Source organism: Nocardioides luteus, from assembly GCF_000960475.2.
GTDB classification, from domain to species: Bacteria; Actinomycetota; Actinomycetes; order Propionibacteriales; family Nocardioidaceae; genus Nocardioides; species Nocardioides luteus_A.
The window spans coordinates 41,025-60,486 of the sequence record NZ_JZDQ02000024.1; the positions used below are offsets into that span (position 1 = coordinate 41,025).

General features: G+C 68.5%; 19 protein-coding genes and 2 pseudogenes. 16 read left to right on the forward strand and 5 right to left on the reverse strand.

The genetic code is table 11. The features are described 5' to 3' along the window. Positions 1-4: 4 nt before the first annotated feature. From UG56_RS17120 to UG56_RS17140, 5 genes are all read left to right on the forward strand, one after another. Positions 5-682 carry a helix-turn-helix transcriptional regulator gene (locus UG56_RS17120; RefSeq protein WP_045551543.1) on the forward strand — a complete coding sequence of 226 codons (678 nt, stop codon included), beginning with the start codon at positions 5-7 and terminating at the stop codon, positions 680-682. A 58-nt stretch (positions 683-740) separates the two neighbouring features. Further along, on the forward strand, positions 741-1,652 hold the full coding sequence (locus UG56_RS17125; RefSeq protein WP_256206699.1) for a LysR family transcriptional regulator: 912 nt from the start codon (positions 741-743) through the stop codon (positions 1,650-1,652). A gap of 10 nt (positions 1,653-1,662) precedes the next feature. After that, complete coding sequence (locus tag UG56_RS17130; protein WP_045551544.1) at positions 1,663-2,385, forward strand: SDR family oxidoreductase; 723 nt, start codon at positions 1,663-1,665, stop codon at positions 2,383-2,385. Between the two features lie 160 nt (positions 2,386-2,545). Further along, positions 2,546-4,552: an FAD-dependent oxidoreductase gene (locus tag UG56_RS17135; RefSeq protein WP_071327156.1), complete on the forward strand. Its 2,007-nt coding sequence runs from the start codon at positions 2,546-2,548 to the stop codon at positions 4,550-4,552. Beyond that, positions 4,549-5,784 (forward strand): class I SAM-dependent methyltransferase, encoded by a 1,236-nt coding sequence (locus UG56_RS17140; protein WP_045550273.1) that lies wholly within the window; start codon positions 4,549-4,551, stop codon positions 5,782-5,784. Before UG56_RS17135 ends, UG56_RS17140 begins: the two co-directional genes overlap by 4 nt. Here UG56_RS17140 and UG56_RS28875 read toward each other — a convergent pair. Then, on the reverse strand, positions 5,762-5,893 hold the full coding sequence (locus tag UG56_RS28875; RefSeq protein ID WP_256206701.1) for a hypothetical protein: 132 nt from the start codon (positions 5,891-5,893) through the stop codon (positions 5,762-5,764). The genes UG56_RS17140 and UG56_RS28875 overlap by 23 nt on opposite strands. A 132-nt stretch (positions 5,894-6,025) precedes the next feature. Here UG56_RS28875 and UG56_RS17145 point away from each other — a divergent pair. After that, a pseudogene (locus UG56_RS17145) lies at positions 6,026-6,603 on the forward strand (DUF1295 domain-containing protein). Between the two features lie 144 nt (positions 6,604-6,747). On the opposite strand, the gene UG56_RS17150 reads toward UG56_RS17145, so the two are convergent. After that, complete coding sequence (locus tag UG56_RS17150) at positions 6,748-7,227, reverse strand: hypothetical protein (protein ID WP_218145236.1); 480 nt, start codon at positions 7,225-7,227, stop codon at positions 6,748-6,750. Then, a complete protein-coding gene (locus UG56_RS17155; protein ID WP_177191498.1) occupies positions 7,227-8,693 on the reverse strand; it encodes a hypothetical protein in 1,467 nt (488 codons plus the stop codon). Before UG56_RS17155 ends, UG56_RS17150 begins: the two co-directional genes overlap by 1 nt. Between UG56_RS17155 and UG56_RS29130 the strand changes: the two are divergent. The 7 genes and pseudogenes from UG56_RS29130 to UG56_RS17180 all read left to right on the forward strand — a co-directional run. Continuing rightward, positions 8,605-9,108 (forward strand): annotated as a pseudogene (locus tag UG56_RS29130) (TetR/AcrR family transcriptional regulator); the annotation flags it as partial. The gene UG56_RS17155 and the pseudogene UG56_RS29130 sit on opposite strands and share 89 nt — an antisense overlap. 3 nt (positions 9,109-9,111) lie before the next feature. Beyond that, the gene (locus tag UG56_RS17160) at positions 9,112-9,591 is read left to right on the forward strand and encodes a hypothetical protein (RefSeq protein WP_052693894.1); all 480 of its coding nucleotides are present in this window, start codon (positions 9,112-9,114) and stop codon (positions 9,589-9,591) included. Positions 9,592-9,637: 46 nt separating this feature from the next. Next, complete coding sequence (gene tgmA / locus UG56_RS29135) at positions 9,638-9,895, forward strand: putative ATP-grasp-modified RiPP (RefSeq protein WP_177191500.1); 258 nt, start codon at positions 9,638-9,640, stop codon at positions 9,893-9,895. 16 nt (positions 9,896-9,911) lie between these two features. Beyond that, entirely contained in the window at positions 9,912-10,835 is a 924-nt protein-coding gene (gene tgmB, locus UG56_RS17165; RefSeq protein WP_045550284.1) for an ATP-grasp ribosomal peptide maturase, read from the forward strand. After that, positions 10,832-11,998 carry an ATP-grasp peptide maturase system methyltransferase gene (tgmC, locus tag UG56_RS17170; RefSeq protein WP_045550275.1) on the forward strand — a complete coding sequence of 389 codons (1,167 nt, stop codon included), beginning with the start codon at positions 10,832-10,834 and terminating at the stop codon, positions 11,996-11,998. The genes tgmB and tgmC overlap by 4 nt, the downstream gene beginning before the upstream one ends. Positions 11,999-12,255: 257 nt before the next feature. After that, on the forward strand, positions 12,256-13,422 hold the full coding sequence (locus UG56_RS17175; RefSeq protein ID WP_045550276.1) for a hypothetical protein: 1,167 nt from the start codon (positions 12,256-12,258) through the stop codon (positions 13,420-13,422). Further along, entirely contained in the window at positions 13,419-13,847 is a 429-nt protein-coding gene (locus UG56_RS17180; RefSeq protein ID WP_143055083.1) for a hypothetical protein, read from the forward strand. The genes UG56_RS17175 and UG56_RS17180 overlap by 4 nt, the downstream gene beginning before the upstream one ends. A gap of 659 nt (positions 13,848-14,506) precedes the next feature. Here the strand turns inward: UG56_RS17180 and UG56_RS17185 are convergent. Then, complete coding sequence (locus UG56_RS17185) at positions 14,507-15,772, reverse strand: ankyrin repeat domain-containing protein (protein ID WP_045550278.1); 1,266 nt, start codon at positions 15,770-15,772, stop codon at positions 14,507-14,509. Beyond that, positions 15,769-16,758: an SMP-30/gluconolactonase/LRE family protein gene (locus UG56_RS17190; protein ID WP_045550279.1), complete on the reverse strand. Its 990-nt coding sequence runs from the start codon at positions 16,756-16,758 to the stop codon at positions 15,769-15,771. Before UG56_RS17190 ends, UG56_RS17185 begins: the two co-directional genes overlap by 4 nt. 174 nt (positions 16,759-16,932) lie before the next feature. Here UG56_RS17190 and UG56_RS17195 point away from each other — a divergent pair, with 174 nt between their 5' ends. Genes UG56_RS17195 through UG56_RS17205 form a run of 3 tightly spaced genes read left to right on the forward strand, consistent with a single transcriptional unit; the run spans position 16,933 to position 19,437 of the window. Then, positions 16,933-18,147, forward strand: a complete 1,215-nt coding sequence (locus UG56_RS17195) for a sensor histidine kinase (protein ID WP_052693896.1) — start codon at positions 16,933-16,935, stop codon at positions 18,145-18,147. Next, positions 18,140-18,775 (forward strand): response regulator, encoded by a 636-nt coding sequence (locus UG56_RS17200; RefSeq protein ID WP_045550280.1) that lies wholly within the window; start codon positions 18,140-18,142, stop codon positions 18,773-18,775. The genes UG56_RS17195 and UG56_RS17200 overlap by 8 nt, the downstream gene beginning before the upstream one ends. A 20-nt stretch (positions 18,776-18,795) precedes the next feature. Beyond that, positions 18,796-19,437, forward strand: a complete 642-nt coding sequence (locus UG56_RS17205) for a LysE family translocator (RefSeq protein WP_052693897.1) — start codon at positions 18,796-18,798, stop codon at positions 19,435-19,437. Positions 19,438-19,462: the final 25 nt, after the last annotated feature.

Below are 19,462 nucleotides of genomic sequence, written 5' to 3' on the forward strand. Positions count from 1 at the left end.
GCTCATGTCGGTGTCAGGAGCGGTACGTGTAGCGGTGGTCAGCCCGCAGGAAGTCGTCGAACGCGGGATCACCTCGATGCTCGCCGACTACCCCGACCGCGTGGCCGTGACCGCCCTTCCGTCCGCTCACAGCGACATGGCCCGCATCGACCTGATCGTGTACGACACCTACGGCCTGTTCCTCCGCGGTGAGCGTGAACTCGCCCACCTGCTGCACGAGACCGATGCGAAGGTGCTGATCTACAGCCGGGACCTACGCCCCGACCTACATTCCCAGGCCTACGCACTGGGCGCCAGGGCCTGGATCTCGATGAGCGCGACCGCCGCCGAGCTCGTACGCAGCATCGAGCTCACCGCCGCCGGCGAGCCGATCAACGAGCCCCAGAGCGACCGCCAAGGCACCGCAGCCGGGCTCACCGTCCGGGAGATCGAGGTCCTCAAACTGATCACCCAGGGGCTGCCCAACCAGGAGATCGCGGAGAGGCTCGTCATGAGCGGAAACACGCTCAAGAGCCACATCCGGCAGGCCTACCGGAAGATCCACGTCACCACGCGCAGCCAGGCGGTCAGCTGGGCGATCGCCCACGGCCTCACTCCGCCCATCGAACTTCTTCCTCGCATCTCGCCCGTACCGAAGGGCCCGCCACCTCCGCGGAAGGAGATGGAGGGCTCTTCGGCCTAGGTCAGCCGCCGCTGGTGATCGAGGAGGCGAAGCGGGCCGTGTTTGAGAGCATTCCGGTGTGAGCGAGTTGAGCCTGCGACGCGTGGAGTACTTCGTGGTCGTGGCTGCGGAGCTGAACTTCGGCCGTGCCGCCGAGCGTCTGCATGTCACCCAGCCGGTCCTCAGCCGTCAGATCGCGCTCCTGGAGCGGGAGTTGGGGGTGCCTCTGTTCGAGCGGTCCAGCAGGGGTACCTCCCTCACCGAAGCCGGCCGCGAGCTGCTTCCGGACGCGCAGGCGATGCTGCAGTCCGCGGCGGCTCTTCAGCGACGCGGCCGGCAGGCCGCGCGCGGAACCCAGCGTCTGGTGGTCGGCTTCATGCCCGGCCTGCTGGCCACCCCGATCCTGCAGGGACTGCGCGCCGCGTTCCCGGCCCTCGATGTCAGCACGGTGCGCACCGGCTGGGACGATCAGGTCGAGACCATTCTCGACGGCCGCGTGGACCTGGGCCTGGTGCGTCTGCCGGTACCGACCCGCGGGCTGACCGTGCGGCCGCTGTTCGCCGAGCACCGTCTGGCGGTGCTGCCGCGTACGCATCCGTTGGCCGACCGCAGCGAGCTCGACATGGACGCCGTGGCCGAGCTCGAGCTGCTGCAGTCGCCGGACGCCGTACCGGAATGGCGTGAGGCGCGCCGACGGCGAGGTCTGCCGGTATCCGTGGCGCCGAGCTATCCCCACGAGGTCGAGGTGAAGCTGGAGCAGGTCGCCCTCGGGCTCGGCGTCGCGTTCCTGCCCGCCTCCACCGCACGGTTCTACTCCCGGCCCGACCTGATCGCGACAGAGGTCACCGGTCTCGGACCGAGTGAGGTGGGTGTTGCCTGGGCGGCGCGACGTCGCTCGGAACCGTTGATGCGGGCGGTCGAGCTGGCTCATGCCCTGCGGACATCGCTGACGACGGAAAGGGTCTTGGACGAGGCACCTGGGTCGCACTGATCCTGAACACGTGACCATTTCCACCTCTTCCCGCATCGTTCTCATCGGCGCCACCAGCGGCATCGGCCTGGCCATCGCCCGGCGTGCCGCCGAGTCCGGCGCCGCCGTGACCATCGCCTCGCGCCGACCCGAGTCCATCGAGCGCGCGCTGGGGCAGCTCCCCGCCGGCGTCGTCGGTCGCGCCGTCGATGCCAGCTCGAGCCAGGCCGTGGCCGGCTTCTTCGACGAGATCGGCGAGTTCGACCACTTCGCCTACACCGCCGCGGAGAACCTCACCGGCTTCCCGATGGCGGACTACACCGTCGAGAGCGCTCAGCAGTTCTTCGCGCTGCGGCTCTTCCACATGCTCGATGCCGTACGCCTCGCCGTCCCGCACCTGACCTCACACGGTTCCATCACGCTCATGAGCGGCACCGCCGCGTTCAAGGGTGGCGCCGGCTGGACCCTCGGCACCGCCGTCTCCGGAGCCGTCGTCTCGGCGGCCCGCAGCCTCGCGGTCGAGCTCGCGCCGCTACGCGTGAACGTCGTCGCCCCCGGCGTCGTCCGCTCTCCGCTGTGGTCGCAGATGAGCGAGGAGGACCGCGAAGGCATGTACGCCAGCCTGTCGGAGTCACTGCCTCTGAAGCGCGTGGGCGAGCCCGACGACGTCGCCAAGGCCTTCCTCGCCCTGATGGACCAGGACTACGTCACCGGCACCGTCTCCGTCGTCGACGGCGGAACGCTCATCTCCTAGTCCGCAGGCAGCGAGCGCCGCGGAGGACGGCGTAGCCGCCATCGAGCTCATCGACGGCGAAGATGTCGGCCTGAAGACGAAATCCGATTCGCCTCGGGGACCGAAGACCCGGTGACGGCGCCTCTGCGCCGGTCGCCCCTTCGACCCCCGAGGAGCCCGGATGAGCAGCCCCGATCCCGAACGCCGTCGGATCGCCGTGGTGGGCAGCGGCGTCGCTGGCCTGACCGCGGCGTACATCGCGTCCCTGCACGGATCGGTCACCCTCTACGAGGCCGACGACAGGCTGGGCGGTCACGCCGACACCCACCGCGTGGCCACGCCGGACGGGAGCGAGCTGGCGATCGACACCGGTTTCATCGTGCACAACCGGCGTACGTATCCGACGCTGCTCCGCCTCTTCGCCGAGCTCGACGTGCCGACCCAGGTCTCGGAGATGTCGATGTCGGTGAGGTCGGAGGCCGCGAGCGTCGAGTACGCGGGCGCGCGCGGGATCCGCGGGGTGCTGCCCGGCCGGCGGGCGCTGCGGCCGGCGCACCTGCGGATGCTCGCCGAGATCCCGCGGTTCCATCGCGCCGCCCGGACGCTGCTGGCCGGTGACGAGCCCGACGACCGCACGCTCGGGGCCTTCCTGGACGAGCACGGGTTCACCCCGCACTTCCGCCGCCACTTCATGGCACCGCTGGTCGCCGCGGTCTGGTCCTGCGACCCGGCGACGGCGCTGAGCTATCCGGCTCGCTACCTCTTCGAGTTCCTCAGCCACCACGGGATGCTGCAGGTCTTCGGCTCGCCGCGCTGGCGCACGGTCACCGGCGGGTCGGCGACGTACGTGGAGCGGGTCGCCGCCGCGATCCGCGCCCGCGGCGGCCGGGTGCTGACCTCGACGAAGGTGGTCAACGTGGTCGATACCGGCGCCGGCGTCGAGATCACCGACGGCAACGGGACCATCTGGGTCTTCGACGCCGCCGTGCTGGCGACCCACCCCGGGCAGTCGCTGGCGATGCTCGGCGACCCCACGGACGCCCAGCGGGAGATCCTGGGCGCGTTCCCGTACTCCGCCAACGAGGCCCAGCTGCACACCGACACCAGCCTGCTGCCGCACAGCGAACACGTCCGCTCGTCGTGGAACTACCTGGAGCGCCCCGGCCGCGGCGAGGTCACGGTCACCTACGACCTCACCCGGTTGATGCGGCTCCCGACTCCGGGCGGCGTACGTCATCTGGTGACGCTCGGCGGCGCCGATCTGATCGACCCGGACAAGGTCATCGCCACCATGGAGTACGAGCACCCGCTCTACACCCCGGAGTCGGTGGCGGCACAGCAGCGCGCCGACGAGCTCGACTCCGACACGCTGGTCTTCGCCGGCGCCTGGCACGGCTGGGGGTTCCACGAGGACGGCGCCCGCTCCGGCGCCCGGGCGGCCCAGCGGCTGGGGCTGCGGTGGACGAAGCCCACGAAGCGGCCCGGCGACGTCGCGACCGGCCTCTACCGCACGACGATCAGCCACACCCGGCGTGGCCCGCTGCGGAACCGGTTCGTGCACCGCTCGTACTGGCGGGTGGTCGACCTCGACCGGCTGCCCGACCACGGCCTCCTCGGCCGCTTCGAGGCCCGCGACCACCTGGGCGATCCCCAGCGCACCATCCGGGAGAACCTCGCTGCCTTTCTGAAGCTTCATGACATCGACCTGGGCGACGCGAAGGTGCTGCTGGCGACCCAGCCGCGAGCGTTCGGCTTCTGCTTCAACCCGATCAGCGTCTACTGGTGCACCTCGCCGTCCGGGGACCCGCTGGCCACCGTCGTCGAGGTGCACAACACCTACGGCGACCGCCACGCCTACCTCGTCCGACCCGACGAGCAGCATCGGGCGCGGGTCACGAAGGAGATGTACGTCTCGCCCTTCCACGGCGTCGACGGCGACTACACGCTGTCGGTGCCGCCACCCGGCGATCGGCTCGCTGTCGCCGTCCGGCTGACCACCGAGGACGGGACCGTCTTCGACGCCTCCGTCCTCGGGGTCCGGGTCGAACCCCGCTTCGGGGCTGTGCTCCGTTCCGCTCCTGCCGCGCTGCTCGGCGCTGTCTGGATCCGCATCCACGGCGTCGCGCTGTGGCTACGACGCCTGCCGGTGCACGACCGGCCGCTGCACCATCAAGAAGGAGTCCGATGAACACCGTCGAAGCACCCGTCGCCCCGGCCGTCGAGGACCGCTGGCCGATGCTGGAGGAGGCGCCCACCGGCCTGGTGACCCGAGGCGCCGCGGCCGCCGCGGCGACCCTGTTCCGGACCGCCACGAAGCGGCTCGGCATCAGCGTGAGCGAGGACGGCAGTCCGGCCGACATCGTGCTGCACCGGCCCGAGGAGTTCTACGCCAGGATCAGCCGGCACGGGCTGATCGGCTTCGGCGAGGCGTACCTGACCGGAGCCTGGGACGCTCCCGAGCTGGGTGAGACGTTGACCGTGCTGTGCCGCGACATCCGCGATCTGCTGCCCGGATGGGCGCAGAAGGCGGGCGCGGTCTACGAGCGTCGCCGCGGGGCCGCCGACCTGAACACGCCGGAGAACGCGCGCGAGCACATCGGGCACCACTACGACCTCTCCAACGACCTCTTCGCGCTCTTCCTCGACCCGACGATGAGCTACTCCTCGGCGCTCTTCTCCTCGCTCCCCTCCACCGAGGACCTGGCGATCGCCCAGCACCGCAAGATCGACCGGATCCTCGACGAGGCGGAAGTCGGACCGGGCACCCGGCTGCTCGAGATCGGCACCGGTTGGGGCGAGCTCGCCCTGCGGGCCGCCGCCCGCGGCGCCCAGGTCACCACGGTGACCCTCTCCGTCGAGCAGGCCGACCTGGCGCGGCGCCGAATCGGCGCGGCCGGTCTGGCCCATCGGGTGGACGTGGAGCTGCGCGACTACCGGGCCGTGGACGGGACGTACGACGCGGTGGTCTCGGTCGAGATGATCGAGGCGGTGGGCGCTCGGTTCTGGCCGGTCTACTTCGCGAAGATCGACGAGGTTCTGGCGCCGGGCGGCACCGCGGTGATCCAGGCGATCACCATGCCGCACGACCGGATGCTCGCGACCCGCAACCTCGAGACCTGGATCACCAAGTACATCTTCCCCGGCGGCCTGCTGCCCTCGACCGAGGCGATCGCCGGTGCGACCGAGGAGCACACCCGCCTCCGGATGCGCAGCCGGCTCTCGTTCGGCCCCCACTACGCCGAGACCCTGCGACGCTGGGACACCGCGGTGAGAGACCGTGCCGACGAGGTCAGGTCCCTCGGCTTCGACGAGACCTTCCTGCGGATGTGGCACTTCTATCTGGAGTACTCCCGGGCCGGGTTCGCGGCCGGGTACATCGACGTCCAGCAGCTCACGTTCACCCGCGACGAGGCTCGTTGATCCGCGACCTGCTCTTCGTCAGCGGTGCCGCTGCCGCCGTGGTCGCGGTGCTGATGGTCATCACCACGGTCGCCGCCCGACGCGCCGGGCGGTTCTCGGTGGTCGACACGACTGGGGCCTCGCGTTCGCCGCGATGTCGGCCGGCAGCGCGGTCCTCTCCGTCGGGATCGGCACCACCGGTCCGCTGCCCTGGTTGGTGCTGGCCCTGGTCGGGGTGTGAGGCCTTCGCCTGGCCCTGCACATGCACCGTCGCAACCACGGCGCAGGCGAGGACCCGCGCTACGCCGAGATGCTCGGGGACACCCCGTTCGGGAAGGCCGCGCTGCGGGTCTTCGGGATCCAGGCCTCGCCGCCTGGCTGGGCTCCTGGCCGGTCCAGGCGGTCGCGGTCACCGGCTCCGATCCGCTGTGGTGGCTGGTGGCCGTCGGTGCGCTGGTGTGGGTCGTGGGGGTCGGGTTCGAGGCCGTCGGGGACGCCCAGCTGGCGGCGTACAAACGTACTCCGGACCGGCCGACGGTGCTGGACACCGGCCTGTGGCGCTACACCCGCCACCCGAACTACTTCGGCGACGCGTGCGTGTGGTGGGGCATCTGGCTGATCGGGGCCGCCACCGCGTGGTGGGTCGGGCCGGCGACCGCCATCGCACCGGTGGCGATGACCTACTTCCTGGTCCACGCCACCGGGGCCCGGCTGCTCGAGCAGACCATGATGAAGCGGCCCGGCTACCCGGAGTACGCCGCGCGCACCTCGATGTTCCTGCCGCTGCCGCCGCGACGCGGCGCCCACGCTTCTGGCCCGCTGCGCGGAACGCTTGGCTGACCCGCCTCTGGCAGTGGGCCGCATCGATCACAACCGCCTCGCGTACGTATGTGCCGCGCTCCGTTCAGTAGGTGCACGTTGAGTTAGAGCTACTGCTCGCTTGGATCGTCAAGACGAGCAGTAGTGCCCGGTGACCCGGCGCACTCATTCGCGTTCGGCACCGTCCGGCCAGACGACAAGAACTTTGCGGCCCTGTTCGCGGGCGTAAGTGACGACGTCGGCTGTCCCGCCGTGCCCACCCGCGGGGCCTCCGTCCCATACCGCAACCATCAGGTCACTTCGAGAGACAAGTTCTTCGCTCGCCGCCATGTAAGCGTCCCGGCCAGGCTCCTCGAACGGCAGATAGGCAATCTCGGTTGCGCCGGACAACAACTCGTCGAACGTCGCCAGGTTGGCCGGTTTGACCTTCCTGTCCCGGTAGTTCGGGGAGGGGAGAACAACCGCGAGGTCGCCGCCGGCCTCCAGGACAACCTGCGCGAAGACCTGATCCGCACCTTTGGCGAGGCAGGTCACCCCCGTGAACCCTTTCGCTGCATAAGGCGTCAGGGCGTCGCGAATGGCTTCGCGGACCAACTTCTCCGTGGCCGCGGTGAGGTTCGAGTGTCCTGTGATGCCGATCTTCATCATGCTCCCTGGTTCAGTTTCTTCGGCCGCAAGTAGTCGGTGAGTTCTTCGCGCGCGTGTCGTACTTCGCGGTTCTTCGCGAACCGTGCGCTCTCTTCAGCGAACCGCATCAACTTTCGGTCAGCGTGCCCAGAGTTGATGTGGCGGGCCATCCGCATGGCCTCAAGGGCCGTCCGTGCGGCCTCGTCCGGCTCGCCTGTGCCGAGTCTCGCCCGGGCCAGGTTGATGGTGTCGAGCGCACGGTTCCGAAGGTTGTCCTGGTCACGAAGTTTCAAGGCGTCGGAGATGTACGTCACTGCGTGGCCGAAACCTTGAGGCTTCCCCGTGACCGTGGCCAGTTCGAGGTAGCGGCCCCCGATCGTGCCAGAGAGCTCTGCGCTGTCGAAACCGTCGATCCAGGGAGGGTCGTCGCCATCAGCGCCATGATCTGCAACCATGAGTTCTTCGGCTTTCCCAGCAACTCTCCGGAATGCCTCGGGCCGTCCCAACCGGGCGTGAGCCCATGCTTCGCGCATACGAAGCATCGCGTGGACACGTGGCGTTGTGCGCGGAGCTCCGTCGACCGCTGCTCTCACGATTTCGAGGGCATCGGCGCTCCGGTTGAGGTAGATCATCTGTCGCGCCATGGCCGCGAGCACGTTGAGTCCGAATAGTCGGTCACTGGCAGCGTGGGAGGCTCGCAGTGACAGCAGATAGTAGTGCTGCGCCTCGGCGTTGAGCCCGGCTTCCCATGACATGGAGGCGGCCGCCTTGCTCAACTCTGCAACGACCCGGAACAGCCGTTGCTCCAGTTCTGCTGGTTGGCCTCGCTCGACAAGTTCGGCCACCTCAGCGAGCTGCCCAAGGACAGCCTTTCGCTTGATTCCCAAGCGGAATCGTCCTTCCCATCGTCGGAGCGCGTGTCCGGTCATCTCGATGTGATGGACTTCCTCTTCCGTGACGGTCTGGGTCTTGCTCGCGGAGAAGTAGAGAGGGACGCCTGCCGCCCAACCGTCGATGGGCTCCGTCAGACGGCTTCCCACGGCGAGAACTGCCATTCCGCCTGTGATTACCTGGCGCCGGTCGAACACGAAGTCCCTCACCGCAAAATCACGAGTCTCGCGTGCCGTACTCGCGGGACGCCATAGACCGGCCGGATCGGCTCTGGCGTCGAACTGATCAGGAACAGATGGATCGGAATGTGGGGTCCCGTCAATTGCCGGCAGATGAACCGGCAGGGATTCCTGCGCGGCCAGGTTGGCACGTAGTGCTCGTGAGAATCGGGCCTTGGCATCGTCGTCGGCCTGTGCCAAGGCAGTGTCGAGCATCGCTTGCATGTGTGGCCGCGGCTCTCGGGCCGATCCCGCTTGCTCCCACTTGGAGATCGTTCGGGCCGGGATGCCCAGAAGCTCGGCGAAGTCGCGCACGCTGAGGCGCAGCGCCACTCTTCGCAGCAGCCGCGCTTCTGCCCCGGTCCAGGTATCCACCTCTGGCATTACACCAGGTCCGATCACCGAAAGGCAGGGTAAGGGCGACGGAAGGGCGACACCTGGACGTTACTGCGAGGCCGAACCTCGAGGAGGCTTGAGAACGACACCCGGCACCGGCCAGAGCGAACGAGTCGCTGGTGCCGGGGGTCCGCAAGAAGAAGATCCGCCACCCCATCCAGACAGTCTCGGGAGCATCGTGAGCCCACCGCCAATCGGTCCTGGACGCCGCCGGCCAGGTCGGCCGCGTCTCGTATCTGACCAGTTTCCGGGGTCGCCACGCGAGCAGGTCCTCGAAGCAGCGGCTCGACTGTTCACCAGCAAGGGATACGCAGCCACGTCGACTCGGGAGATCGCCGACGCGGTCGGGATCAGGCAGGCATCGCTCTACTACCACTTCGCTGGGAAGGGCGAGATCGTGACTGAGCTGCTGAGCCAGACGATCCGCCCGACCGTGGAGGCCGTGGCTCGGATCGAGTCGCTGACCGACGATCCGGAGACGGTGCTGTACCTCCTGGCGTTCACCGACGCACGGACCTTGGCGAGGGCGCCTCACAATGTCGGGTCGCTCTATCGTGCTGCCGACGTCGCTCGGGTCGAGGGGTTCGACGAGTTCGTCGCGGCTCGCGACAAGCTGGTGGACATCTACTCCCGTTTGGCCGCGTCGATCGCCGATCCTGAACTGCTGGATCCGATCGGGGCGATCAGGCTGGGCCAGAAGCTGGTCCACTCCGTGGAGGAAGTTATCGGGATCCGGACCGACGGCCGCCTGGTGGGCACCGACGAAGCGGTCTGGATCGCATCCTCGTGCCTTTCGCTATGCGGCGTCGACAAAGGACGTATCGAGCTGGCTGTGAAGACCGCCGACACCCTTCTGGACCAGCTGGGCGGCAACTAAGCGAATGCCTCCATCGCCACACATCCACTACGAGAGGAAGCCCGTTATGACCGCTACTGCAACTGCTCCTGTATCCCCGTGGGGCCTGCAAAGGCTCCGGCCCTATCCGCCCGTCACCGCTGAAGCTGGGTATGCATCGATCCGCCTCAACCCGGACACCCAGACCACGGTCTACCTCGATTCCGCAGGCTTGCCTGTTGATCTGCCGGTTGCTGCGACTGCTACAGCGACCAGGTCCATGCGGCCGACGAACCAGGACGGCAAGTCGGACTCCCACCCAGTGCTGGACACCAAGGGTGACTGACCAGACAGTGCTGGTGATGTCGGCGGTCGGCGACTCGACCGCCGACATGGTGACCGCGGAGCTGAACGAACGGGAGGTTCCGGTGGCCCGGGTCGAACCGGCCGACTTCGGTCGCGAACTGAGCTTCACCAGCGTCATCTCCGCCGGCGACCCACTCGCGGGGACGCTGGCCACAGCGTCGCGAACGGTGGATCTGGGGCAGGTCAGGTCGATCTACTGGCGGCGACCGGAGTGGCCTACGTTCCCCGACCTGTCCGGACCCGATCTCACCTGGGCCAAGGCACAGATGCGACACGGGCTCGGCGGTGCCTTGGTGAGCCTGCCGGGGTGCGTGGCCGTGAACGACCCGCTGGCGGAGGAGGCAGCCGATTACAAGCCGCTGCAGTTGGCCGTTGCCTCCAGGTTCGGGTTCTCGGTGCCGCCGACACTGGTGTCGAACCGGCGCGCAGACATCGAGGAGTTCATCACCGCCTACGGTCAGGTCATCCACAAGACGCTGCGCTGGACCGACTACCGCCGTGCCGAGGAAGGTCTATCGGTGTGGACCGAACCGGTCACCGTCGACGAGATCGACGACAGTGTCGGTTTGGTTCCGCACCTGTTCCAGGCCCGTGTGAACAAGGTCGCCGACCTGCGGGTGACCGTCGTCGGCGAGCAGGTATTCGGCGTCCGGATCGACTCAGATCTGCTCGACTGGCGACGCGATTATGGTTCGCTTACCTACACCGTGATCGACCTACCCGACCGGCTGGTGAAGATGCTGCGTACGTATCTGGAGCACTTCCGGCTCGCGTTCGGCTGCTTCGACCTGTGTGTCGACGCCAAGGGCGACTATCACTGGCTCGAGCTCAATCCGAACGGCGAATGGGGCTGGATCGCCGCCGAGACCGGCCTCCCGATCGCCGCCGCCTTCGCCGACCTTCTCCAAGGAGCATCATGAGCACCCACCGCACCAGGCTTGCCGACACATTGGCCCGCGACGGCCTGGTCCGGACCAGAGGTCTTCGTGACGCAGTGGCCACGGTGCCGCGCGAGCCTTTCCTCCGGCCGGGCGTGTTCTTGGCCGACGAGACTGGTCAGTGGGTGCCGACCAGCCCGGAGCAGGTCGGAGAGCAGGCCTGGACCGAGATCGCGTATCGCAACGACTCGCTCGTCACTCAGCTCGACGGTCACTTGACGGTCAACGATGTCGACGGGCCGCTGTGGGGTGACCCGACCTGCTCCTCAACGATCCCAGGGGTGGTCACCTCGATGATCGACGAGCTCGACCTCGACCACATGCCTGACGAGGGTCGCGTACTCGAGTTCGGCACCGGAACCGGCTACTCCACCGCACTGCTGGCCACTGTCCTTGGCGATCAGCGAGTCGCCAGCGTCGAGCTCGACCCCGACCTGGCCGCACGAGCCCACACAGCACTGGAGACCGTCGGCCTCCACCCCTCTACGGTCACGGGCGACGGCCTGGCAGGACACCCCGACGGTGGCCCGTACGACCGAGCGATCGCCACCTTCGCCGTCCGAGACATCCCGCACACCTGGATCGAGCAGGTACGACCGGGCGGGACCATCGTCGCCACCGTCGGCGTCTGGGCCTACGGGACTGGGCTCGCTCGACTCACCGTCGACGACGACGCAACGGCGACGGGACGTCTGGTGCGGACCTCGGCGTTCATGCCCGCCCGCGCCCAGGCCACTCGGTATCGGGACGACATGTTCACTCTCGCCGAGCGTGCCGACGGCGAACGAGACACGACGCTCGACCCTGAAGTGCTGGGGGCATGGATGCCGGCGCTGCTGATTCAACTGGCCCTTCCCCGCGTCCACCTGACTGCGGTGACCTCCGACGACGGTGTCCGTGGCCCGGTCACCTATCTGGTCTCCGAGAACACCGCGTCGTTCGCCGAGATCGCCCCCGCCCCGATGGGATGGCATGTCCGGCAGGGCGGGCCTGTCGCGATCTGGGACACCGTCGAAGCCACGCTCTGCGCATGGACCAACGCCGGATCGCCCGGGATCGAGAGCGTCCAGGTTCGGGTCGACCGGGAGGGAAGCACGTACTGGATCGGCAATGACCCCGCGCTGCGGTGGATGCATCCGGCGTGACTCCCAGGTGTGACGGACGAAGGGTTCGAACTTTCGAAGCCAAAGCAGGTGGACATACTGAGCGCCGGATACGTCACCCTGACCTGCCCAAACTCCTGAATCTCCGTGCCAGCGTACGCGTCCCGGAGGTCGGGCGCCCAGTTCGGCCAACATCGCAGGGGCGGCACGACCCCTTGCAAGGGCGAGCCTCCACAATTTGCGGTACGCGGCTCAGTTGTTGCCTCTAGGAAAGGACGGCCAGCAACTACGTTCGCCCCGTGACGGATGCCGCGCCCTCGGAAGCCAGCATGACTGGTGAAGATCCCCGATTCGCCTACTTCTCTCTCATCGGGGATAGGTTCGATGCTCCCGGGATGCCAGCCGAATCGGCGCGCGAAATCGGATACTTTCGCGAAGCCATCGTCACCATGGCCCGGCAGATCTACCTGGACCTCAATCCAGACCGCAGCCGCGTCCCGGCTGGGTTCGACCAGGCATTCGACCTTCGACTCACCACTGTCGAGGAAGGCAGCGCTCGCCCTCAGCTTGCCCTCCACCGTCCACGCACGCGCCGCATCAACGATCCTGAATGGCATGAGTGGACGGGGATCTATGCCGCCGCCCGTGATGCGGTCACGTCGACGCTCGGCTTAGTTGGCGCCACGGGCACAGTTCCACCAGGCCTATCGACGAACACGCGCAGGGCTCTCAAACGGATCGGGACAAGCCTCGAACCCACAGAGCAAATCGATCTCGGGCACCCTACCGACGCAAAGCGCCGGGCGACCCTCACTGAATCCACCCGCCAAGTCCTGGCCGACATCGAGGATGTGCTGCCCACACCGGTTGAGCACACACTGATGGGAGTCATTACCGAGTACGACGGAGCGAGCCTATCGTTCACTCTCCGGACGGAGCAGGGCCTGTCGACCTGCGTTCTGGAGAGATTCAACAGTCAGCTCGCCAAACGTGCCCGAGACGTGCTAGCACTCGACGGTGTCACCGCCCCCGATGTGTCAGTCGTAGGTGAGACACTGGACAGAGAGCGCAAGTCGGTCCATCTTTTCAATGTCACTGCCATCGAAATAGTGCGCTCTTTTGAAGAGAAAGTCCTGGTCAAGCGCGTGGAGCGACTCACGGAACTGGAAGATGGGTGGTGGGGGCCCAACAGCGAGCCCCCAGCCCCAGCCGTGCTTGATCGCATCCAACTGGTCATCGAACCGTTGGCAAGCGCAGGGATCCCGATCGACTTCATCCCCTCCCCGGACGGCGCCGTAGTCATCGAGTGGATACGCGGCGAGGTTGAGTTCAGTGCGAATCTGCAACCGGACGGCGCAATGATCCTTATTTCCGACAACACCAAGACCGACGAGCTACACGAGGCGGAAGTGGACTTCGAGCCGGCGACACTCGTTGACTTTCTCAATCAGGGGGAACTGCCTTGACCGATCCGATCCGACTGACAGACTCGACCGAGGTTCTCCTCAGACAAGTTCACCCTGCCCACTGCACAGCCGATGGATCCATCAGCACCGGAGCCTTCAGCCCGTCCAAGCGCGACGCGGGCATGCTCTCCACAATGAGAAGCGCGGTCGGCGCGGCTGCCGCACATCAGAGGTGGGTCAGTGCTGGATACGAGTCCATCGGTACCTACGGGGTCTCGGTTGAGGAGATCGATGAGATCGAAGTCGTCCTGGACGATGGGAGGACCTGCGCGCTCCAGGCGCTGGACGACGCTGACCACATCGAGGTCGACGATCACGCGTCCATCGACTTCACCGAGATGCCATCGAATGGGAAAATCCGTCAAGCTGCACGAAAGGTTCGGGACGCCGCCATCAAACGAGGGATCCTCTACCCGCAGGGCTGATCCGGACGACGGCGAAGGCAGCTTACCTGGCCTCGCACCGGCCACGCGGGATGGGGATGGCGGTCGCGAACTGGCCTCGCGGATGTGCGCTGCATCGACCGACGACTACGTCACATGCGGTTCTAGGCCGTGCCCGGTGAGGAGGCGGAGTCACCGCCGCGAGCTTCGCCATCTGCGCCATCGGCGCCATACGTCTACAGCGAAGGTGAAGGACCCGAATCCGAAGACGACTGCAAGGACGGTGTCGCCGGAGAATGCAAAGAGGAAACAGAAGGCACCTAGGGTGACGAGGGCAATAGCCTGGACAGTTGCCATGGCTAGGCCGGCCATCCTGCTGAGCGGGTCCGAACTCTCAGTTGTCATGGATCGATCGTCCATCGTCTGCCCAGAGTCGAGGGCCGGAATCGCGGACGCGTATCGGACGTGAATACCGGCAGACAGTGGGCTATGGCTGGACACAGCCGAACAAGCCAAACACCTCAGTGGCCAACGTTTCCGCTGGCCACTGAGGTGTTTCCCCAGGCGTGGCAGGTGAAGGATTCGAACCTTCGAAGGCAAAGCCGCCGGATTTACAGTTCGTTTCCATTGGGAACGATCGGGGATGAACGAGCCCCTGGCCGGAGGGAAACCGGTCAGGGCCCGAGCACTGGGGCAGCGGGTCAGCGGCCGAGCTGCTCGATGATGCGCGCAATCTCGGCGAAACCGCGGCTGCGGGCATGCTCGAGCGGCGTGACGCCGTCGCGGTCGGCGATGCTCGGATCGGCGCCGTGCTCGAGCAGGCTGCGGACGATGCGCTGCCAGGGCTCGGATCCCTCGCCCAGGATCACCGCCTCGAGGAGGGCGGTCCAGCCGAGGTCGTTGACGTGGTTGACGTCGATCTCGGTGCGAACGACCCGCTCCACGTAGTCCGCGTGGCCGCGCTCGCTGGCCGGGATGATCGAGACGCCGCCGTAGCGGTTGCGAACGGTCAGGTCGGGGTCGGCGGTGAGCAGCAGCTCGGCCATCGGCACGCTCCCGGTGACGCCGGTGACCAGCCAGGGGGTGTCGTGCTGGCCGTCGAGGGCGTCCGGGTCGGCTCCCAGGTGGACGAGCAGTCGGGCCGTGGAGAGGTGGTCGTCGGTGACCGCGAGCAGCAGCGGCGTACGCCGGTTGCCGTCGCGTGCCTCCAGGTCGGCGCCGCCGCGGAGGGCCGCCGCGGCCGCGTCGGCGTCACCCGCTGAAGCGGCACGCAGGAGCTGGGCATCACTGTCGGCGACCTCGGATGAAGCAGTACGCAGCGTCGACGCGATCGCGTCGAACCCGCGCTCCTCGGCGTGCTCGAGGGCGGTCTTCCCGTCCCGGCCCGCCTTGACCGAGATGTCCACACCGGCCGCGACCAGCACCCGCACCGTGTCGGCGGCGTCCGGCCCGTCGTCACCCAGGACGATCGCCTCGTGCAGCGCGGTCCAGCCGAGGTTGTTGACGTGGTCGAGGTCGATGCCGGCCTGCACCAGGCGCCCCACGACGTCGGCGTGTCCACGTTCGGCCGCACGGATCAGCGCGGTGCCGTCGTAGGAGTCCTTCGCGTTGATCTCGGCACCGTTGCGCAGGGTCAGGTCGAGCAGGTCGACGTAGCCCTCGCTCGCGGCGATGAGGTAGGCGCTCTGCTGGGTGTCGTCGGCGTAGTTCACGTCCGCACCGGCCCGGACCAGCTCACGGGCGCGGGCGACGTCGTTGTCCCACGCCGCCTTGATCAGCTGCTCGTTCATCCGCTGTCGCTCCTCGGGGTCGGGGGTGTTCGTCGGTGCCTCGGGCGCGGACGCCGAGCCCGAGGAAGAGGCCGTCGGCGACGGTGGGGTGGTCTTCGACGGCGCCGCGGCGCAGCCTGCCAGAAGCACGGCCAGCGCCGCGGCGGCCATCGACCACCGCAGGTGGAAAGCGGTCATCGCGGCATCCGCGCGGTGACGATCTCGTACGGCCCCTGCGCGGTCTGCTCGTCGAAGTGGCTGTCGACCAGCAGCATCCGGCCGTCGAGCAGCTTGCCGGTCGTGAAGACGCGGTCCGGGTCGGTCGCCCGCGACGAGATGTGGTCGGCGGAGGTCGCGGAGCGGTTCAGCTCCAGGTGCACGATCTGCTTGTCGAAGTTGCGGATCACGGCGAGGTCGCGGCCCTTCCGGACGAGACCGTCGGCGTTGCGCAGGTCGGCGCCGTCGGTGTCGATCGCGCTGACCTCACCGGTCGCGACGGAGAAGCGCCACAGCCGGCCGGTGTTGCCCTGGGCGACCACGAACGCCGAGCCGTCGGTGCTCAGCACGATGCCACCGAGGTTGAAGCCCTCCTCGCGGGTGATCAGCGAGCTGCCGTCGGCCCACTCGGTCGCCTCCCAGCCGTCGGTGCCCTCGGCGACCCGGATGATCGTGGGGTCGTTGGAGTTGGTGAAGTACGCAGCCCCGTCGGGCCCGATCGCCACGTCGTTCAGGAACGCGTCGTTGTCGGGGACGCGAAGCGCCGCCAGCAGCTCGCCCTCGGGGCTGTAGACCCACAGGTCGGGGCGGTCGTTGCCGGTGCCGTTGGGGCCGCCGGCGATGTAGATCCGGCCCTCGTCGTCGACGGTGATGCCGCGAGCGGTGTAGCGGCCGTCGGTGCCGTCGCCGGCCAGCCACTCCTCGGCCTGGGCCCGGTCGGCGCTGCCGCGCTGGATCTCGCCGCCGGTGACCTCGCTGACGTAGAACGTCCCGGACTCCTGGTCCACACCGATTCCCTCGAACTTCGAGCCGCCCTGGGCCGAGGGGTCACCCTCGAGCAGGTAGCCGGTCGGGCGACCCTCCGCGGCGTTGGCCGCGGTGCCCGTGCCGAGGGCGGTGACGGACAGGGTGGCCGAGGCGGCGATGCCGGCGAGCCCGGCGAGGGCGGCGATTCGGGACGTACGCATGGTGGTTCTCCTCAGATGTTCAGTCCGGTTGTCGAGCTGATGCATCAACCATCGCTGTCAGCACGGGGCCCGGACATCGGGAGACCGGCGACGTCTGGATAGCCGTCCGGCGACACTCCGGATAGCCGATCGGATGATGCCGGGACCCCGTGACCGGCCTAGCCTGGAACGACCATGTCGACCGACGCCGCGCCCACCCCTCGAGCCGGTGGGATCCTGGCCGGCCAGTCGCTGCTCGACCGCTGGCTCCACATCTCACTGGTGGTGCTCGTCGTCGCCTCGGCCGCCCGCTACCTGCAGGGTCACGGCCTCGGTGACCAGGCCGAGGTGGTCCTCCCCGGTGCGGCTCTCCTCCTGATCGCGTACGCAGCGGGCCGCCGCCTCACCGGCACGGCCGCCGTCGTCTGGCTGGCCGCGGTGGTGGCCTGCTGGACCGTGCTGGCGCTGATCGCGCCGTCCTTCTCGTGGGCGGCGGTTCCGCTGGTCTTCCTGGCGCTGCGGGTGCTGCCGTTCCGCTGGGCCGTGGCCACCACGGTCTTCCTGGTCGCGGTCGTCGCGGTCGCGTGGAGCCGGATGACCGGCCTGGCCGACCCGACCGTGCTGCTCGGCCCGGTGTGCGTCGCGGTGCTCGCGGTGACTGCCTACCGCGCGCTCGAGCGCGACGCCGCGACCCGGCGTGCGCTCCTCGCCGAGCTCGAGGCGGCCCAGGACGAGGTCGCCGACGCCGAGCGCCGAGCCGGGGTCGTGGCCGAGCGTGCCCGGCTGAGCCGGGAGATCCACGACAGCGTCGCCCAGGGCCTGACCAGCATCAACCTGCTGCTCCAGGCCGCCGACCAGGAGTGGGAGTCGCGTCCGGCCGACGCCCGCGACCACGTCGACCAGGCGGCCACCATGGCCCGTTCCTCCCTGGACGAGGCCCGCCGGGTCGTCCGCGACCTCGCCCCCGCCGAGCTGACCGGCGGTTCGGCCCTGGTCACCGCCGTACGCCAGGTCGCCGACGACGTCGCCGCCACCACCGGACTCACCGTCCCGGTCCACGTCCACGGCGACCCGCACGAGGTCGGCGGGCGGGTCGCGGCGGCCGTTGTCCGCACCCTGCGCGGTGCTCTCGCCAACGTCGCCGAGCATGCCGGCGCGACCACCGCGGTCGTCTCCCTCACCTTCCACGAGGGCGGGGTCGCCCTCGACGTACGCGACGACGGGGCGGGTTTCGACCCGGCCGACCTCGAGGAGTCGGACGGGCTGCGCGGACACGGCCTGGCCGGCATGCGGGCCCGCGCCCGGCTGCTGGGTGGAGACTTGGTCATCGAGAGTGCCCCGGGGGAGGGCACCGTGGTCGCGGCCTCGTTCGCGGCGGGGCAGCTGGGAGCGGAGGAACGGCGTGGGTGAGCAACACATCCGGGTGGTGCTGGTCGACGACCATCCGGTGGTCCGGGCCGGCGTACGCGCCCTGGTGAGCGCCCAGGACGACCTGGACGTGGTCGGCGAGGCGGCCGACTCGGCCGAGGCGGTCGCGGTCGTCGGCGAGACGAAGCCGGACGTGGTGCTGATGGACCTCAGCCTCGGCGACGGGCCCGGCGGCGCGGAGACGACCCGACTGGTCCGCGACCTGCCGTCGCCGCCGCAGGTGCTCGTGCTGACGACGTACGACACCGAGGCCGACGTCCTCGAGGCCGTCGACGCCGGTGCGGCCGGCTACCTGCTGAAGGATGCCCCGCCCGACGAGCTGTTCCGGGCCATCCGCGGCACCGCCCGTGGCGAGACCGTGCTGGCCCCGTCCGTCGCCACCCGGCTGCTGCAGCGGGCCGCCTCGCCCGCGCCGAAGGTGAGCCCGCGCGAGGTCGAGATCCTGCGCCTGCTCGCCCGCGGTCTGGGCAACAAGGAGATGGCCCGCGAGCTCCTGGTCAGCGAGGCGACGGTCAAGTCCCACCTCTCCCACATCTACACCAAGCTCGGCGTCGACACCCGCGCCGGCGCCGTCGCCACGGCCATCGAGCGCCGCATCCTGCGCCCCTGACTTTCGTTAACCTCGGGGTCATGCCGGTGAACATGAACTTGGTCGTGGGCTTTCTGCTGCTCTCAGCCCTGCTGTCGGCGGTCCCCGGGCCGTCCGTGCTCCTGGAGACCAGCCGGGCCATCACTCGTGGCCGCCGCTCGGCGATGTGGATCGTCTTCGGCAACGCGCTCGGTGGCATGGTGCTGCTCGCCTTGGTGCTCGCGGGCCTCGGCGCGATCGTCGCGACCTCGGCGCGGCTGTTCCTGGCGTTGAAGATCCTCGGCGCCGTCTACCTGCTGTGGCTCGGGATCTCGTCGATCCGTTCGGCTCTCTCGGGGTCGACCGACCGGCACCTCGCGACGGCCGCCGAGCCACCGGCCAGGCGAGGCGCCGCCGTACGTCAGGGTTTCGCCGTCGGCGTCGCCAACCCCAAGAGCATCGTCTCTCTGATGGCCGTCCTACCTCAGTTCGTCGACCTCGACCTCGGCAACCCGACGCTCCAGATGCTGATCATCGGTCTGGCCGGCGGCCTCGCCCAGGTCGGCATCGAGACGATCTGGGTCTGCGCAGCCGGGACCCTGCGGTCATGGTTCCAACGGCGCCCCGTCCGGATCCGCTACCTCGAGGCCGGCGGAGGCGTGGCGATGATAGGCCTTGCCGGGAAGCTGGCAGTCGCTCGCTAGCGACAACCTGGGGAGTGCGAGGCGC

Bases quoted from the DNA above. Each gene is read 5' to 3' on its own strand.
- UG56_RS17120 (WP_045551543.1), top strand. From the start codon at position 5: ATGTCGGTGTCAGGAGCGGTACGTGTAGCGGTGGTCAGCCCGCAGGAA.
- UG56_RS17135 (WP_071327156.1), top strand. From the start codon at position 2,546: ATGAGCAGCCCCGATCCCGAACGCCGTCGGATCGCCGTGGTGGGCAGC.
- UG56_RS17140 (WP_045550273.1), top strand. From the start codon at position 4,549: ATGAACACCGTCGAAGCACCCGTCGCCCCGGCCGTCGAGGACCGCTGG.
- UG56_RS17150 (WP_218145236.1), bottom strand. From the start codon at position 7,227: ATGAAGATCGGCATCACAGGACACTCGAACCTCACCGCGGCCACGGAG.
- tgmA (WP_177191500.1), top strand. From the start codon at position 9,638: ATGACCGCTACTGCAACTGCTCCTGTATCCCCGTGGGGCCTGCAAAGG.
- tgmB (WP_045550284.1), top strand. From the start codon at position 9,912: ATGTCGGCGGTCGGCGACTCGACCGCCGACATGGTGACCGCGGAGCTG.
- tgmC (WP_045550275.1), top strand. From the start codon at position 10,832: ATGAGCACCCACCGCACCAGGCTTGCCGACACATTGGCCCGCGACGGC.
- UG56_RS17185 (WP_045550278.1), bottom strand. From the start codon at position 15,772: ATGACCGCTTTCCACCTGCGGTGGTCGATGGCCGCCGCGGCGCTGGCC.
- UG56_RS17190 (WP_045550279.1), bottom strand. From the start codon at position 16,758: ATGCGTACGTCCCGAATCGCCGCCCTCGCCGGGCTCGCCGGCATCGCC.
- UG56_RS17195 (WP_052693896.1), top strand. From the start codon at position 16,933: ATGTCGACCGACGCCGCGCCCACCCCTCGAGCCGGTGGGATCCTGGCC.
- UG56_RS17205 (WP_052693897.1), top strand. From the start codon at position 18,796: ATGCCGGTGAACATGAACTTGGTCGTGGGCTTTCTGCTGCTCTCAGCC.